Origin of the sequence: Aeromonas finlandensis, from assembly GCF_000764645.1 — a bacterium.
GTDB classification, from domain to species: domain Bacteria; phylum Pseudomonadota; class Gammaproteobacteria; order Enterobacterales; family Aeromonadaceae; genus Aeromonas; species Aeromonas finlandensis.
The window spans coordinates 1-16,064 of the sequence record NZ_JRGK01000030.1; the positions used below are offsets into that span (position 1 = coordinate 1).

The following is a 16,064-nucleotide window of genomic DNA, read 5'->3' on the forward strand; positions in this document are numbered from 1 at the left end:
CTCCGGGCTGAAATGGGTAAAGACGTCGCTCGCCCGCAGGGGGGCGGCAATAAGAAGGCTGCACAGCAGCAAGAAGGAGGCGAGGCGATGAAAGATCATACTGCTCATCCCGGAAATACACGCTCACTAAAGTGTAGCGCCGGGACGAGCGGGCTTGTAAAGGCAGGCTCAGCCTACCAAAAGAGCCGTCCCAACAAGGGGGCGAGCAGCACGGTCACCATACCGGCGATCATCATCACCATGCTGGAGACCACCCCCTCCTCGTTGCCCATCTGATAGGCCCTGGCGGTACCGGCGCCGTGGGCCGAGGCACCAAACCCCGCCCCCTTGCCAAGGCGACTGCGAATGGCCAGCACGGTGAGCACACTCTCCCCCACCGCCATGCCGATGACGCCGGTCAGCACCACAAACAGCGCGGTGAGATCGCTCTGACCGCCGATGGCGCGGGTCGCCTCCACTGCAAAGGGGGTGGTGATGGATCGCATCGCCAGACTGCGTTGCAGCATGTCGGAGAGATCCAGCCAGCGGGCCAGCAGCACGGTACTGCCCACCGCCATGATGACCGAGGCAACCACCCCCACCGACAGCGACAACCAGTGGCGACGAATGAGCTGGCGGTTCTCGTGCACCGGCACCGCGAAGGCGACGGTGGCGGGGCCAAGCAGCCAGAGCAGCCAGTGGGATTCCGCCATGTAATCCTGATAGGGGATGTGGAACAGCAGCACCATGGCCACCAGCAGGGTCGGCGCCAGCAGCAGGGGCATCAGCGGCAGGATGCGCTTTTTGCCATAGAGCCACTTGCTGGCGTAGTAGAAGATCAGGGTGAGGGCGAAGCAGAGCAGCCCGAGCAGGGTATCAGACATGACGGCGACTCCGGCGGGCCAGTTTCAGTTCGAGGCGGTAGACCCGGTCCACCACCAGCGCCGTAGTGCCGAGCACCAGGGTGGTACTCACCAGCAGCACCACCATGATCCGCCACCCCTCCTGCAACAGCAGATCCTGATAGTTGACCACCGCCACCACGGCGGGGACGAAGAACAGCAGCATCTCTGCCAGCAACCAGCGGGCCCCGGCGCGGAACCACTCGACCTTGACCACCCCGAGCAGGATGCACGCCAGCAGCAACAGCATGCCGGTGAGGTTGGCGGGCAACGGCAGATGGAGGGTGCGCACCGCGGTATCGGCCAGCAGCCAGATGGCCGCCAGCAACACAATCTGGAAGGGAGTCTGTAACCAGCGCAAGCAGAGGGCTTTCATGATCGTCGTCTTTCTGTGAACCGGCTCACAGTATAGAGATGAGCAAAACCTGCCAGAAATGAATTAAAATTATCAAATTCATGCCAAAGAAGCATGGTTTCCCCCTGCCATCCGCAAATACAAGCCGAGAGAGTCCATGGATATTCGCGCCCTGCGCTATTTTGTCGAACTGGTGCGGGAAAAAAGCTTCACCCGCGCCTCCGAGAAGCTGTTTGTCACCCAGCCCACCATCAGCAAGATGATCCGCAACATGGAAGAGGAGCTGGGCCAGCCCCTGCTCAACCGGGAGGGTCGCCGCTTCACCCTGACCGACAGCGGCCAGGTGCTGTTCAACCGGGCCCAGACCATACTGGCGGAGATGCAGCAGCTGGAGGCCGAACTGGCCGACCTGCAGAGCCTGCAACATGGTCGCCTCACCCTCGGTATCCCCCCCATGGTGGGCCACGTCTATGCGGATCTGATCCGCGCCTACCGCACCCGCTATCCCAAAGTGGAGCTGACCCTGGTGGAGTATGGCGGTCGCCGCATCGAACAGGCGGTGCTGGAGGGGGAGCTGGATCTCGCCATCACCATGCTGCCAACCAAGGAAGAGGGGACGCTCAGCGCACTGGAGCTGGATCAATACCCGATCCGGGTGGTGCTGCCGGATCAACCGCGCTGGCGCGGCGATGAGCCGTTGCGGCTGGAAACACTGCAGGAGGAGCCCTTCCTGCTCTATACCCATGCCTTCACCCTGAGCGAGCGGCTGGAACAGGCGTGCCAGGAGGCGGGCTTCGTGCCGCAGGTGGCGGCGCGCAGCAGTCAGTGGGATTTTCTCACCGCCATGGTGCGCAGCGGCATGGGGATCGCCTTCCTGCCCGAACCGGTCTGCAACCGGCTCACGCCGGACGGGCTGGTGGTACGGCCGCTGGAGCCCGGGCTGAGCTGGCGACTGGGGGTGATCTGGCCGGGCGAACGCTATCTGTCGCGCACCGCCGAGGCCTGGCTGGCACTCTGCCGCAAGCGGCAGGAGCCTCACTGATCGCCGAAGCGATCGGTCTGCGGATTGTAGAAGTAGGGGCGGTAATCGAAGCTGATCCCTTCGAGGAAGGGGTTCTCCAGCCGCAGCAGTCGGCGCTGGGAGAGCTTGGCAAAGGCGATGGCCGGGCCGAAGCTCTTGCGCCACAGCGCCTGAAGCGAACCATCCTGCCAGGCCAGATGCAACCCCTGCTCGACCCGCTTGAGTGCCTCGCGATTGTTGGGGTTGGTGTAGAAGACCCGGGGCAACGGGTAGTAGAGCATCAGGGCATCATCGACCTTGAGCCCCTCAATCTCCTGATGAGTGAGCTGTTCGCTGCGCAGCTCGCTCGCCCCGCGGCAGAAGAGATCGAAGCGGCCGCGCGCCACCATCTTGAACAGCTTCTCGTAACCCTCCACCTCCACCACCTCCATCCCGGCGTAGCGCAGGATATCCACATCGAGCCACCCCTTACCCTGGCCAAAGGTGAACTGGCGCAGCCCCTTGAGATCGGTCACTTTGCTCACCGCCGCCTGTTGCTGCGGGCTGACGAAACAGATGCGGTAGCTGACGATGCCCAGATGAATGGGGAAACGGACATAGGCGAGCCCCAGATCCTCGCGGGTGCTGCTGTAGCTGTCCATCACAAAGAGGTTGGGAAAAGTGTCGAGCTGCATGCTGAGCCGCTCACGCGCCTTGGTCATGGCAGGCGCCGCCTCCAGCAGATAGTCGCCAAATTGATCGCGGGTCTTGTCGAGGGCGAGGCGCAGCAGCTCCCGATCATAGGTGGTGCGGGGATCCCGCTCACTCTCCGGGCTGATATAGGTAAAACGGGTGGCCGCCTGCCCCGCCAGCGACAGAGTGCAGAGCAGGGTGACTACCAGCAGATGGAGGGAATTCATAAACCAGGCCTTGGCTAACAGGATACTCTCAGTGTAGTCCCTGAGCGGGGGCGCCCCACCGTGGCGCTGCCGGTGGCGAGGATAAGCCACACGGCAAACAGAAGGGTACGGGCAGATACCCTCATGGGCCGCATAACATCCGGGCCACCACCGGCCCGGCGAGCAGGTTCACACCGTGCCCGGCACTACTCTTCGCCGATGGGAGCGGCGATCCACTTCATCAGCGTCAGCATATCCTGCGGCGCTACTCCGACCGAGAGGCCGCGCTTGCCGCCGCTCACCAGGATCTCGTCAAACTGCAGGGCCGATTCGTCGAGCACGGTGGGCAGCAGCTTTTTCTGGGCCAGCGGGCTGATGCCACCCACCTTGTAGCCGGTCAGCTTCTCCGCTTCCGCCGGTTTCATCATCTCCACCTTCTTGAGGCCGGTGGCCTTGGCCAGCTGTTTCAGGCTGCACATGCCGGACGAGGGCACGATAGCCACCACCGCCTGCTTGTCGTGATGGGCGATCAGGGTCTTGAACACCTGCGCCTCCGGCAGCCCGAGCTGGGTCGCGGCATGCTTGCCGAAATCATCGTGGGCTTCGCACTCGTAGGGGTAGAGCTTGTGGGGGATCTTGAGCTTCTTCAGCAGGTTGATGGCAGGAGTCATGGTGATTGCCTTGAATCGAATCGCATAAAAACAAGGCCAAACAGTCTGCGCCTGCGTGGCGAGGGATGCAAGCCGGAGGGGAAATCTGTACCCACCACCGGTAATGCGTAGAGAGCAATGAACAAGGTGAATTGTGCCGCTTGCCGAATTAAACACAGGACGAGACCAGGCAAAAACCATTTTCGTAGGATGCAATGCGCTGCGCTTGTTGCACCCTACGAAATACCGCCCAAAACATGGGTGAGGTTCCCATCGGTCCGAATTCTGCCGGGCAACAAAAAACAAAGGGCGCCGTGTCGGCGCCCTTTGGCTGGATGGATATCGCTGAAGCCTGCTGGCTTGGGCTGACTATCAACCGGTGTTGCGCATACCTGCCGCAATACCGGCGATGGTGACCATCAGCGCCTTGTCCAGCTCGGGGTGCAGGGTCTCCGGGTGGTTGCGGGAGCGGTTGAGCAGCTCGGCCTGCAGCACGTTGAGCGGGTCTGTGTAGGGGTTGCGCAGCTTGATGGACTCCTTGATCCAGGGCTGATCCTCCAGTAGATCCCCGCGCGGGCTCAGTTTCAGCACCACTTCGATGGATTCGGCGAGCTCCTGACGCAGCTGTTTGCCAAGGCCCCACAGCTCCTGCGGCACCAGACGGGTGTCGTAGTATTCGGCGAGCCAGACGTCCGCTTTGAGGAACACCATCTCCAGCATCTCGAGGCGAGTGCGGAAGAAGGGCCACTGGGCGCTCATCTCTTCCAGCACCGCCAGCTTGCCGCCGTCGATGGCCTGTTGCAGCGCCTTGTGGGCACCGAGCCAGGCGGGCAGCATCAGGCGGTTTTGGGTCCAGGCGAAGATCCACGGAATGGCGCGCAGGCTCTCGACGCCGCCGTTGGGCTTGCGCTTGGAAGGACGGGAGCCGAGCGGCAGCTTGCCGAGCTCCATCTCCGGGGTGGCGGCACGGAAGTAAGGCACGAAGTCCGGATGACCGCGCACGATACTGCGGTAGTGATCGCAGGAGTCGGCGGCCAGCTGTTCCATCACCTCGCGCCAGCACGCTTTCGGCTTGGGCGGTGGCAGCAGGTTCCCTTCCAGCACGGCGCTGGTGTAGAGCTCCAGACTCTTGATCGCCACTTTCGGCAGACCGAACTTGAAGCGGATCATCTCCCCCTGTTCGGTGGTACGCAGACCGCCGCGCAGGGATCCCGGCGGCTGGGAGAGAATGGCCTGATGGGCTGGCGCACCACCACGACCGACTGTACCGCCACGGCCATGGAACAGGGTGAGGCGGATATTGTTGGCTTCGGCCAGTCCCACCAAGGATTCCATGGCGGCGTACTGGGCCCAGCCAGCGGCCATCATGCCCGCATCCTTGGCAGAGTCGGAGTAACCGATCATCACGTACTGACGGCCCTGAATGTAGCCGCGATACCAGTCCACCGAGAGCAGCCGCTCCATCACGGCGGTGCCTGCCATCAGGTCATCCTGGGTTTCAAACAGCGGGGCGACCGGCATGCGGAACGTGCAGCCCGCCTCTTTGAGCAGCAGTTGCACCGACAGCACATCGGACGGCGCACCGGCCATGGAGATGATGTAGATGCCGAACGCGTCGGGGTCGTGCTGGGCGATAACCTGACAGGTATCCAGCGTCTCGCGCACCTCGGCGCTCGGCTCCCAGTCGTGGGGAATGAGTGGGCGGCGGGAGTTCAGTTCGTTGAGCAGGAAGGCCTGCTTGTCATCTTCGCTCCACTCGGCGTAGTCACCCAGACCCAGATAGCGGGTCAGCTCGGAGAAGACCAGCCCATGGCGCTCGCCATCCTGACGGATATCCAGCTTGACCAGATGAATGCCGAAACAGGCGACCTTGCGCAGCACGTCCAGCAGCATGCCATCGGCGATGTTGCCCATGCCGCAGGCGTGCAGTGAGTGGTAGCAGAGCTCCAGCGGCTCGCGCAGCTGGGCGGTGGTCTTGACCAGGTCCTGGCTCTCGCTCACCTGACCCTGCACCTTGGCGGTGAGGTGCTCCTTGGTTTCGCGCAGCGCTTCACGCAGCTCGCGCACCAGCGCACGGTAGGGCTCGGGGTGATCGCCAACCCGGGCGCGCACGGCGTCGGTGCAGTCGGACATGGAGAGCTCGGAGGTGAGCTCCTTGATGTCTTTGTAGAACAGGCTCACCGCCATCCAGCGGCCCAGCTCCAGCACTTCGGCAGTCACCTTGGCGGTGACGAAGGGGTTGCCGTCACGGTCACCGCCCATCCAGGAGGTGAACTTGACCGGCGCGGCATCCAGCGGCAGCCGCACACCCAGATGGTGTTGCAGACGCTCGTCCAGATTGCGCATGAATTCGGGAATGGCTGGCCACAGGCTATTCTCCACCACGGCGAAGCCCCACTTGGCCTCGTCGACCGGAGTCGGGCGCTGTTCGCGGATCTCGTTGGTGTGCCACGCCTGATTGATGAGCTGCTCGATGCGATTGAGGATCTTGTCCCGCTCGCGGGGCAGCAGGTCGGAGAGCTCCAGCGCCTCGAGGCAGTCGTTGAGCTGCACGTGCTTGTGGATCAGGGTACGACGGGTCACCTCGGTGGGGTGAGCGGTCAGCACCAGATCGATATCCAGCTCGCGCACAGCCTGAATGATCGCCTCTTGCGACAGGTTGGAGGCTTTCAGTTTGTCGAACATCTGCTCCAGCGGGTCCGGGGTGCAGACCTGCTCTTCGCAGCGACGGGAGATGGTGTGGAACTGTTCCGCCACGTTGGCCAGATTGAGGAACTGGCTGAAGGCGCGGGCCACCGGCAGCAGTTCATCATCGCTAAGGGTGCGCAGGGTATCGAGCAGACGTTCCCGGTCTGATTCATTGCCCTTGCGGGAGGACTTGGCCAATTGGCGAATGGTTTCGATCTTGTCGAGAAAGGCCTGACCCTGATGATCCTTGATGGATTTACCCAGCAGCTGACCCAGCATACCTACGTTGGCGCGTAGTGCGGCGTACTTTTCGTTCATTCCACATCCTTATCTTGTTGGTGCCTGACACCCATCCGGGGTGCTAGACGACCTCACTTATTGTTGTGTGATTACAACATATGCTCCGTCATCTTAGGGTGACAATCTACCCAGATTGTCTGCGCAAGGTCAAATAACAGGCCGATTCAGAACATGTATTTCCCTCACCACTCCACAACCGGCTTGTTATGTAACTTACTTACAGCCCTGCTGCGCTTTTTACAGGCAAAAACGTCTGATCAGGTGCTGCAACACTGTGGTGGTCGGCTTGACGAAGGAGAGGTCGAGATACTCATCCGGCTGGTGCGCCTGGGTGATATGACCGGGGCCCATCACTATGGTTTCGCAGCCAAGCTGCTGGATAAACGGCGCCTCGGTGCAGTAGTTGACCGACTCGGCGGCGCGACCGCTCGCCTTCTCGGCTTCGCGCACCAGCAGAGAGTCGTCCGCACAGGCATAGGCTGGAATGGGCTCGTGCAGATGTTGCAGATGCAGGCAGCCCGGCTGGTGGATCTCGATGGGTGACAGCGCCTCTTTCAGCATACCCATCAGCTCATCCGGCCCCACCTGCGGAGTGGGTCGCAGGTCGATATGCAGCTCGCAGCAACCGCAGATGCGGTTCGGGCTGTCGCCCCCCTGGATGTAGCCGAGGTTCAGCGTGGGCTGCGGCACGGCGAATCTGTGGTCGGCGTACTTCTCCTTCAGGCTGTGCTGCAGCTTGAGCACCTGGCCCATGGCCTGGTGCATGATCTCCAGCGCGTTGACGCCGTTGGCGGGATCCGAGCTGTGACCGCTCTTGCCGGTAATGCGGATCGCCTCCGACATATGCCCCTTGTGGGCCACCACCGGCACCAGTCCGGTCGGTTCGCCGATCACGGCGTAGTCGGGTTTCAGCTCGGCCGCCGCAGCGATGGCGCGGGCCCCCGCCATGGTGGTCTCTTCGTCGGCGGTGGCGAGAATGCGCAGCGGCTTGGTCAGCTTGGTAAGGTCGATCTCTTTCAGCGCCTCCACGATAAAGGCGAAGAAGCCTTTCATGTCGATGGTGCCGAGACCATAGAGGCGGTTGCCCTCTTCGGTCACCTTGAAGGGATCCTTGCTCCAGCCCCCCTCATCGAACGGCACCGTATCGGTGTGGCCCGCCAGCAGCAGACCGCCCTCCCCCTGACCGATCGTCGCCACCAGATTGAACTTGCCCGGCAGATCGGGGAGCGCCGTTACCTCGCACTGAAAACCGAGCTGACCGAACCAGTCGGCCAGCAGCCGGATCACCGCCTCGTTGCTCTGGTCCCACTTGGGGTCCGTGCTGCTGATAGAGGGAATCGCAATAATATTCTTATAAAGTGAAAAAAAATCCAGATTGGCCATCAGCTCCTCCTTGCGTCCCCGGAATGTTTCTGTTAGAAAATACAAATGCAAAGTGAGTGCATGAATATTCTGTAGTTTTACCTGAATATCTGGCTCATCAACAAAGGCTTCTAGTTGTAAGGGAAAGTTAATGTTCTGTCACCTGATCTATAACCGACGACACACACCCGCCTGAATCGCCCCTCCGCACTTGTTTTATCAAGACGGTGCACCGGGGTGAACGAACCCCATGCACCGCAGCGCCATGCTGTGAATCTCGAACTCTGACTTGGAATATTCAACATGCTTAACACCGTTATCGTCGGTGCCAGTGGCTACGCGGGAGCCGAACTGGCCGCACTGGTACAGAACCATCCACAACTCAAACTGTTCGGCCTCTATGTCTCCGCCGGCAGTCAGGATGCCCACAAGCGCTTCTCTTCCCTGCATCCCCAGTGGGTCGGCGCCCTCGATCAGCCGCTGCTGCCGCTGGACGACGACGGCATGACCCGGATCCTGACCCAGGCCGATCTGGTGCTGCTGGCCACCGCCCATGAGGTGAGCGCCGAGCTGGCACCCAAGTTTCTCGCCAAAGGGCTGCCGGTGTTCGATCTCTCCGGCGCCTTCCGGGTCAAGGATCAGGGCTTCTACGACAGCTTCTACGGCTTCACCCACGACAGCGAACAGTGGCTGGATCAGGCCGCCTATGGCTTGGCCGAGTGGAACGCCGATGCCATCGCTACCGCCCAACTGATCGCCGTGCCCGGCTGCTACCCGACCGCCTCCCTCTGCGCCCTCAAGCCGCTGCAGCAGGATGGCCTGATTGCCAAGGGGTGGCAGCCGATCATCAACGCCGTCTCCGGGGTCTCCGGCGCCGGGCGCAAGGCGGCCATCAACACCAGCTTCTGCGAAGTGAGCCTCAACCCCTACGGCACCTTCAATCACAGACACCAGCCGGAGATCAGCCACCACCTCGGCAAGGAGGTGCTGTTCCAGCCCCACCTTGGCAACTATGTGCGCGGCATCCTGGCCACCATCTATGTGCAGCTGGCGGACGGCGTGACCCCCACTCAGGTGGATCAGGCCTTCCTCAAGGCTTATGAAGGCAAGCCGCTGGTGCGCCTCACCGGCCAGATGCCCTCCATTCGCGGCGTCGCGGGCACCCCTTACTGCGACATCGCCTGGCAACAGCAGGGCAACATGCTGGTGGTGGTCTCGGCCATCGACAACCTGCTCAAGGGCGCCGCCTCGCAAGCCATGCAGTGCATAAATATCAAATTTGGTTTTGAACCGGCCACCGGCCTGATTTAAGGACTTAGGAAGGATCTCGAACATGGACAAACAGACGTTGGTAATCAAGCTGGGCGGCGCCCTGATAGAAAACGACGAGGCGCTGACCGCCCTGTTCGCCACCCTCAAAACCTTTCTCGACGATCAGCACCGTCCGCTGGTGCTGGTGCACGGCGGTGGCTGTCTGGTGGATGACCTGCTCAAGGGGCTGGGGCTCACCTCCACCAAGAAGAACGGCCTGCGGGTGACCCCGTTCGAGCAGATCCCCTTCATTGCCGGGGCGCTGGCGGGGACCGCCAACAAGCAGATGATGGCCAAGGCAATCGCCACCGGCATTCCGGCAGTGGGGCTCTGTCTGGCGGATGGCGGCCTCTGTCAGGTGACCCAGCTCGACCCGGACCTCGGCGCGGTCGGCGAGTGCAAGCCGGGCAACCCGGCGCTGGTGGCGGGCATCCTCGGTCAGGGCTTCCTGCCGGTAGTGAGCTCCATCGGCATCACCGCCGAGGGGCAGCTGATGAACGTCAACGCGGATCAGGCGGCCACCGCCATTGCCGAGGCGCTCGGTGCCGATCTGGTGATGCTCTCCGACGTGAGCGGCATCCTCGATGGCAAGGGCAAGCTGGTGCCCCAGCTCGACAAGCTGACCGCGCTGGATCTGATGGAGAAAGGGGTGATCCGCGACGGCATGGCGGTCAAGGTAGAAGCGGCTCTGCACGCCGCCGAGACCCTCGGCAAGCCGGTCTGTGTCGCCAGCTGGCGTTACCCGGATCAGCTGCTCAAGCTGCTGGCTGGCGGCGCGGTCGGCACCCAAGTGGCTATTTGATCTCCACCGGAACAAGGAACATCCGATGCAACATCTTCTGAAAGACAGTGATCTGAACAAAGCCCAAATCGAGGCACTGATTGCGCTGGGCAAAGCGGTCAAGGCCGACCCGAAGAAGTACAGCCAGGCGTTGGCGGGCAAGAGCGTGGTCACCCTGTTCGAGAAACCCTCCCTGCGTACCCGGGTCACCTTCGACATCGGCATCGCCAAACTGGGCGGCCACAGCGTCTATCTGGATCAGCAGAACGGCGCGCTGGGCAAGCGGGAGTCGGTGAAGGATTTCGCCGCCAACCTGTCACGCTGGTGTGATGCCATCGTCGCCCGGGTGTTCGATCACCAGACCCTGGTCGAGCTGGCAGAGCACGGCACAGTGCCGGTGGTAAACAGCCTGTGCAATCTCTACCACCCCTGTCAGGGGCTGGCCGACTTTATGACCATTGCCGAGCACTACGACGATCTGTCGAAGGTGAAGCTTGCCTACCTCGGTGATGGCAACAACGTCAGCCACTCTCTGCTGCTGCTGGGGGCGACCCTCGGCACCGACGTCACCCTGATCTGCCCGAAAGGTCACGGCCCGGATACCCAGATCTTTCTGCAGGCGCAGGCACTGGCGGCCAAGTCGGGGGCGACCATCCACATCAGCGACGACGTGGCGGATATCGAAGGGTTCGACGTGGCCTACACCGATACCTGGGTCTCCATGGGTGACAACACCCCGATGGAGCAGGTCAAAGACCTCTTTATGCCTTACCAGATCAATCAGGCCCTGCTCGATCGCACCGGCATCCAGCATGTGCTGCACTGCCAACCGGCGCACCGGGAGCTGGAGATCACCTCGCAGGTGATGGATGGCCCCGCCTCCCTCATCATGGACGAGGCCGAAAACCGGATGCATATCCAGAACGCCGTGTTGCTGACCCTTCTCGGCGGCAAGTAACGCGGCATTCAACCTGAATCACGACCCTTTATCGAATCATCACGGAGAGAAGTAACATGAGCGGAATCAACAAGATCGTACTGGCTTACTCGGGTGGACTGGATACCTCGGCCATCATTCCCTGGCTGAAAGAGCACTATGACGCCGACATCATCGCCTTCGTGGCCGACGTCGGTCAGGAGCGTGACGATCTGGAAGGGATCGAGCAGAAAGCCATCGCCTCCGGCGCCACCAAGTGCATCGTCAAGGATCTGCGGGAAGAGTTCGTCAAAGAGTACGTCTACCCGACCCTGAAGACCGGCGCCGTCTATGAAGGCACCTATCTGCTGGGTACCTCCATGGCCCGTCCGGTCATCGCCAAGGCGATGGTCGAGGCGGCACTGGCGGAAGGGGCTGATGCCATCTCCCACGGTTGCACCGGCAAGGGTAACGATCAGGTGCGTTTCGAAGGTGCGGTTGCCGCGCTGGCACCCCAGCTGAAAGTGATCGCCCCGTGGCGTCTGTGGGACATGCGCTCCCGGGAAGATCTGCTCTCCTATCTGGAGACCCGCAACATCCCCTGCAAGGCGACCCTGAAGAAGATCTACAGCCGCGATGCCAACGCCTGGCACATCTCCACCGAGGGTGGCGAGCTGGAGAGCACCTGGAACGAGCCCTCCGAAGCGGTCTGGCAGTGGACCGTGCCCGCCGAGCAGGCCCCTGATCAGCCGGAGTACGTCAAGTTGACCGTGGCGCAGGGTGAAGTGGTGGCCGTTGACGACCAGCCGCTCAGCCCGCACCAGATCCTGATGACCCTGAACGAGCGTGCCGGCAAGCACGGCGTGGGCCGCATCGACATCACCGAAAACCGGATGGTGGGGATGAAGTCCCGTGGCTGCTACGAAACCCCGGGCGGTACCGTGATGGTCGCCGCGCTGCGCGCCGTGGAAGAGCTGGTACTGGATCGCCCGACCCGCGCCTGGCGGGAGAAGCTGGGTGCCGAGTTCTCCCATCTGGTCTATGACGGTCGCTGGTTCACCCCGCTGTGCAAGGCGATCGTCGCCTCTGCCAACGCTATCGCCGAGGATCTCGACGGTGAAGTCATCCTGAAGATGTACAAGGGGCAGGTCACTGCGGTGCAGAAGAAGTCACCGAACAGCCTCTACTCTGAAGACTTCGCCACCTTCGGCGCCGACGAAGTGTATGACCAGAGCCATGCCGAAGGCTTTATCCGTCTCTACACCCTGGCCAGCCGGATCCGCGCCATGAAGGAGCAACATCAGGCTATCGGTGGCGACCACACCCACGGTTAAGCAAGCGCGATAACCCGTTGATTCCGTTGAGGGGGCATGGCCCCCTCTTCTACAGGCAGAGGGCATAGCCCCTGATCCATCATCGACGGGTGTGACAAGAGCGGCAGCGCCCAGGCCGCTTCTGTGAGATAACAGGGGCAGTTTCAATACGCTGCTGAAGCATTTACCTCCCTTCTCCCGCGTACTTGAAAAACAAGGGGAGAAGGGTCGGGGATGAGGGGAATTGCCCTCACCCTAACCCTCTCCCAGAGGGAGAGGGAACCGGTTCGCAGTTACTTGATGTGACAGCAGCAACATCGATTGCTACCGCACTGTCATGCAGATAAACAGGGCACGATTTCAAGCTCGGGGGCCAGGGCGCCTACCGACAACGCATTCAAGGAGAGCAGTATGGCACTTTGGGGTGGACGCTTCAGTCAGGGAGCCGATAGCCGGTTCAAGCAGTTCAACGATTCGCTGCGGTTCGATTACCGCTTGGCGGAGCAGGATATTCAGGGCTCCATGGCCTGGGCCAAAGCGCTGGTGAAAGTGGGCGTATTGACCGCCGATGAGCAGGGCAAACTGCAACAGGCGATGGAGGTGCTGCTCGCCTCGGTGCAGCAGGATCCCCAGCAGATCCTCAATTCGGACGCCGAAGATATCCACTCTTGGGTCGAGAGCCAGCTGATTGCCGCCGTCGGCGATTTGGGCAAGAAGCTGCACACCGGCCGCTCGCGCAACGATCAGGTCGCCACCGACCTGAAACTCTGGTGCAAGGCGCAGGGCGAGCTGCTGCTCGGCTCCATCACCGCCCTGCAGCAGGGGCTGGTCGCCTCCGCTCGCGCCAATCAGACTGCGGTGCTGCCCGGTTACACCCACCTGCAGCGGGCACAGCCGGTCACCTTCGCCCACTGGGCGCTGGCCCATGTGGAGATGCTGGAGCGGGATTACTCACGGCTGCAGGATGCCCTCAAACGGCTCGACACCAGCCCGCTCGGCTGCGGCGCGCTGGCGGGCACTGCCTACGCCATCGACCGCGAAGCGCTGGCGCTCGACATGGGCTTTGCCGGCGCCACCCGCAACAGTCTGGATTCGGTCTCCGATCGAGATCATGTGGTGGAGCTGATGCACGTGGCATCCCTCTCCATGACCCACCTGTCGCGCTTTGCCGAAGACCTTATCTTCTACAACACCGGCGAGGCGGGCTTTGTCGAGCTCTCCGATGCGGTCACCTCCGGCTCGTCGCTAATGCCGCAGAAGAAGAACCCGGATGCGCTGGAGCTGATCCGTGGCAAGACTGGTCGGGTCGTCGGCGCCCAGATGGGCATGCTGATGAGCCTCAAGGCGCTGCCGCTGGCCTACAACAAGGACATGCAGGAAGACAAAGAGGGGCTGTTCGATGCCCTCGACACCTGGCACGACTGCCTCGACATGGCCGCGCTGGTGCTGATCGATCTGAAAGTGAATGGCGAGCGCACCATGGCGGCGGCGCAGGGCGGTTACGCCAACGCTACCGAGCTGGCGGACTATCTGGTGGCCAAGGGCATTCCGTTCCGTGAAGCGCACCATATCGTCGGCGAAACCGTGGTCTTCGCTATCAGCGTGGGTAGACCGTTGGAGGAGCTCTCCATCGGCGAGTTCCAGCGCTTCAGCCCGGTGATCGAGTTCGACGTCTACCCCAATCTGGAGCTGGAAGCGACCCTGGCCAAACGGGTTGCCAAAGGCGGCGTCGCCCGCGAACAGGTTGAGGCAGCCCTGACTGCTGCAGAGCAGTGGTTGGCCAAGCGGGTGGGTTAAGCCAACCGGCTTGTCATTCGAATAAGAAAGCAAAACGGCAACCTCGGTTGCCGTTTTATACAAAAAATAAATATAGGAAATCAACCACACTTACATCTTTTTATTCAAAGAACTTTAGCGCCACATATAAAAATATGCTCACAGCTTTATTCGTCATCTAAAGTTCAATTAGATAATTTCAAAGCTATTTCTAATTTGGTATCAGATGTAGCATGCAAATTATTAAACCTTTTCGACAACATGTCACTAAATTGTTTTAGTAAGACTTTCGTTGCATAATCAGATTTCAATTCAATTTCCACTTGCACTTCATTTTTTATAAATACATTACCTGAGTATATTTCAAATTCATCCAATGACACTTCAAATATCGCATTTTTAAATTTCACTTCTTGTTTAGTTCTGTTGTTCGATATACGAACAAGTTCAACAAGGTCCCCTGGGTTAACTTTCCTTGACAACCTTTTATTGATAAAGGAGAGATTCTCGTTAATGTCATCACTTGTGATTGGCTCTTCATACTCGATTCGCTCATTCTGACCCTTTATTATATTGCTGTCTGCTGAGTTGTACTTGGCCTTTATTGTGATAAATTTATCATCACCTATACATCTAATCCTTAGAGACTCATTGTTAGCCTTTAATTCCTTTTTATTAGTATCGTAATACGTGTCAATTTGATTTTTTTTACTACATAAACCTGAAACTTCGACCCCTTGCAAATCCACAATATTTGTAAAAAACAGGTTGGCATCTATGCTCCCAACAACTGAGTATTTCTTTTCTATTTCAATGTGACTTTTTATATCATACGTTGTAATAATTGATTCAATTTTTTTACTCATCACATCTAATACTGCCTGATCGTCAGTTATAAGGCTATTGTTAATAAAGCAAACCGTATAGTTCTCATCATTAATTTTTCCAGCGCCTTGCTTTAACACGTGTGAAACCTCAGATATATCTTTCAGCTTTCCATTTTTACATAAAACCTGTATGTTTTCTTTTTGTGTATTGTACATGGCATACTTAGCCTCACCTTGAATCCAAAAATATTCAAGGTCGAAATTTATATTTTTATTAAAACACTCAAAATATATCTCATTAAGGTCTTTTTTGAATAATTCTATATCATGGGCTTCATTATTAATGATACTGATTTTATGGAATTTCTTCCTATCAATGAAGCATTCGCATAACTTTGATATTTTATAGTCACTTTCTGACTTCCATGATATAAATGCCGAGGTGAATACTGAATCATCAAGGTTCAGGTAATCTCTGACACTCATTTTCCCTTCAAAGAAGGGAACTAACAATTTAGGAGTATGACATAATCTTTTCTCTAGAAATAATTCTTTAGCCCTAGAGATAATATATTTAATTATTGTTTCCATCTCTATCTTAAAACTATGATAATACACCCCCTTACTCATTTGGTATCGCGCTAGCAAATACGATTCTAAATCAGGGACATATTTTTCCTTGAAACATAGACAAAACTTATCATTGTGTTCTGTCACACGTATAGATGATATGATTCTATCAAGATCAATCTTACCAAATGCAACACCTGTGAATGCACTATCACGAAGCAAATAGTCAAGTCTATCCGCGTCTAATTGACTACTAACTAACGAACTAAGAATTTGCTGTAAATCTATCTGTTCAAAATAAAATTGGTTATCACTAACCTTGCTGCTTTTCTTAATAAGACCAGCGACATCGGTAGGGAAGGCATTATCAAACTGACGTTTCAGAATAGCATTAATGCTACCTTCATTATTTTCGATAATGTCTGTAGTCCATTC

General features: G+C 58.7%; 13 protein-coding genes. 6 read left to right on the plus strand and 7 right to left on the minus strand.

The genetic code is table 11. The annotated features are described in order from the left end of the window. Window positions 1-173 precede the first annotated feature (173 nt). Together LD28_RS0103515 and LD28_RS0103520 are read right to left on the minus strand one after the other, a co-directional pair. Window positions 174-863, minus strand: coding sequence for an LrgB family protein (locus LD28_RS0103515; RefSeq protein WP_033135640.1), 690 nt, complete (start codon window positions 861-863; stop codon window positions 174-176). After that, window positions 856-1,257, minus strand: a complete 402-nt coding sequence (locus tag LD28_RS0103520; RefSeq protein ID WP_033135641.1) for a CidA/LrgA family protein — start codon at window positions 1,255-1,257, stop codon at window positions 856-858. The genes LD28_RS0103515 and LD28_RS0103520 overlap by 8 nt, the downstream gene beginning before the upstream one ends. Window positions 1,258-1,393: 136 nt before the next feature. Between LD28_RS0103520 and LD28_RS0103525 the strand changes: the two genes are divergently transcribed. Next, a complete protein-coding gene (locus LD28_RS0103525) occupies window positions 1,394-2,278 on the plus strand; it encodes a LysR family transcriptional regulator (protein ID WP_033135642.1) in 885 nt (294 codons plus the stop codon). Here LD28_RS0103525 and LD28_RS0103530 read toward each other — a convergent pair. From LD28_RS0103530 to argE, 4 genes are all read right to left on the minus strand, one after another. Next, on the minus strand, window positions 2,272-3,156 hold the full coding sequence (locus LD28_RS0103530; protein ID WP_033135643.1) for an ABC transporter substrate-binding protein: 885 nt from the start codon (window positions 3,154-3,156) through the stop codon (window positions 2,272-2,274). The genes LD28_RS0103525 and LD28_RS0103530 overlap by 7 nt on opposite strands. Window positions 3,157-3,341: 185 nt before the next feature. After that, the gene (ybaK, locus tag LD28_RS0103535) at window positions 3,342-3,806 is read right to left on the minus strand and encodes a Cys-tRNA(Pro) deacylase (protein WP_033135644.1); all 465 of its coding nucleotides are present in this window, start codon (window positions 3,804-3,806) and stop codon (window positions 3,342-3,344) included. Window positions 3,807-4,157: 351 nt separating this feature from the next. Continuing rightward, window positions 4,158-6,791 carry a phosphoenolpyruvate carboxylase gene (ppc, locus tag LD28_RS0103540; protein ID WP_033135645.1) on the minus strand — a complete coding sequence of 878 codons (2,634 nt, stop codon included), beginning with the start codon at window positions 6,789-6,791 and terminating at the stop codon, window positions 4,158-4,160. 219 nt (window positions 6,792-7,010) lie between these two features. Then, the gene (gene argE / locus LD28_RS0103545) at window positions 7,011-8,156 is read right to left on the minus strand and encodes an acetylornithine deacetylase (protein WP_033135646.1); all 1,146 of its coding nucleotides are present in this window, start codon (window positions 8,154-8,156) and stop codon (window positions 7,011-7,013) included. 282 nt (window positions 8,157-8,438) lie between these two features. Here argE and argC point away from each other — a divergent pair, with 282 nt between their 5' ends. The 5 genes from argC (at window position 8,439) to argH (ending at window position 14,253) form a co-directional block, all read left to right on the plus strand. Further along, window positions 8,439-9,446 (plus strand): N-acetyl-gamma-glutamyl-phosphate reductase, encoded by a 1,008-nt coding sequence (argC, locus tag LD28_RS0103550; RefSeq protein ID WP_033135647.1) that lies wholly within the window; start codon window positions 8,439-8,441, stop codon window positions 9,444-9,446. 22 nt (window positions 9,447-9,468) lie between these two features. After that, window positions 9,469-10,248, plus strand: coding sequence for an acetylglutamate kinase (argB, locus tag LD28_RS0103555; protein ID WP_005336097.1), 780 nt, complete (start codon window positions 9,469-9,471; stop codon window positions 10,246-10,248). Window positions 10,249-10,273: 25 nt separating this feature from the next. Continuing rightward, a complete protein-coding gene (locus tag LD28_RS0103560; protein WP_033135648.1) occupies window positions 10,274-11,185 on the plus strand; it encodes an ornithine carbamoyltransferase in 912 nt (303 codons plus the stop codon). A gap of 56 nt (window positions 11,186-11,241) precedes the next feature. Beyond that, the gene (locus LD28_RS0103565; protein WP_033135649.1) at window positions 11,242-12,477 is read left to right on the plus strand and encodes an argininosuccinate synthase; all 1,236 of its coding nucleotides are present in this window, start codon (window positions 11,242-11,244) and stop codon (window positions 12,475-12,477) included. 390 nt (window positions 12,478-12,867) lie between these two features. After that, window positions 12,868-14,253 (plus strand): argininosuccinate lyase, encoded by a 1,386-nt coding sequence (gene argH / locus LD28_RS0103570; protein WP_033135650.1) that lies wholly within the window; start codon window positions 12,868-12,870, stop codon window positions 14,251-14,253. A 164-nt stretch (window positions 14,254-14,417) separates the two neighbouring features. On the opposite strand, the gene LD28_RS0103575 is transcribed toward argH, so the two are convergent. Then, the coding region (locus LD28_RS0103575; RefSeq protein ID WP_033135651.1) for a CYTH domain-containing protein at window positions 14,418-16,064 on the minus strand (1,647 nt) is incomplete at its 5' end.

What these genes read in the sequence shown, in the direction of transcription:
- LD28_RS0103515 (WP_033135640.1), bottom strand. Translation starts at nt 863, where the DNA reads ATGTCTGATACCCTGCTCGGGCTGCTCTGCTTCGCCCTCACCCTGATC.
- LD28_RS0103520 (WP_033135641.1), bottom strand. Translation starts at nt 1,257, where the DNA reads ATGAAAGCCCTCTGCTTGCGCTGGTTACAGACTCCCTTCCAGATTGTG.
- LD28_RS0103525 (WP_033135642.1), top strand. Translation starts at nt 1,394, where the DNA reads ATGGATATTCGCGCCCTGCGCTATTTTGTCGAACTGGTGCGGGAAAAA.
- LD28_RS0103530 (WP_033135643.1), bottom strand. Translation starts at nt 3,156, where the DNA reads ATGAATTCCCTCCATCTGCTGGTAGTCACCCTGCTCTGCACTCTGTCG.
- ybaK (WP_033135644.1), bottom strand. Translation starts at nt 3,806, where the DNA reads ATGACTCCTGCCATCAACCTGCTGAAGAAGCTCAAGATCCCCCACAAG.
- ppc (WP_033135645.1), bottom strand. Translation starts at nt 6,791, where the DNA reads ATGAACGAAAAGTACGCCGCACTACGCGCCAACGTAGGTATGCTGGGT.
- argE (WP_033135646.1), bottom strand. Translation starts at nt 8,156, where the DNA reads ATGGCCAATCTGGATTTTTTTTCACTTTATAAGAATATTATTGCGATT.
- argC (WP_033135647.1), top strand. Translation starts at nt 8,439, where the DNA reads ATGCTTAACACCGTTATCGTCGGTGCCAGTGGCTACGCGGGAGCCGAA.
- argB (WP_005336097.1), top strand. Translation starts at nt 9,469, where the DNA reads ATGGACAAACAGACGTTGGTAATCAAGCTGGGCGGCGCCCTGATAGAA.
- LD28_RS0103560 (WP_033135648.1), top strand. Translation starts at nt 10,274, where the DNA reads ATGCAACATCTTCTGAAAGACAGTGATCTGAACAAAGCCCAAATCGAG.
- LD28_RS0103565 (WP_033135649.1), top strand. Translation starts at nt 11,242, where the DNA reads ATGAGCGGAATCAACAAGATCGTACTGGCTTACTCGGGTGGACTGGAT.
- argH (WP_033135650.1), top strand. Translation starts at nt 12,868, where the DNA reads ATGGCACTTTGGGGTGGACGCTTCAGTCAGGGAGCCGATAGCCGGTTC.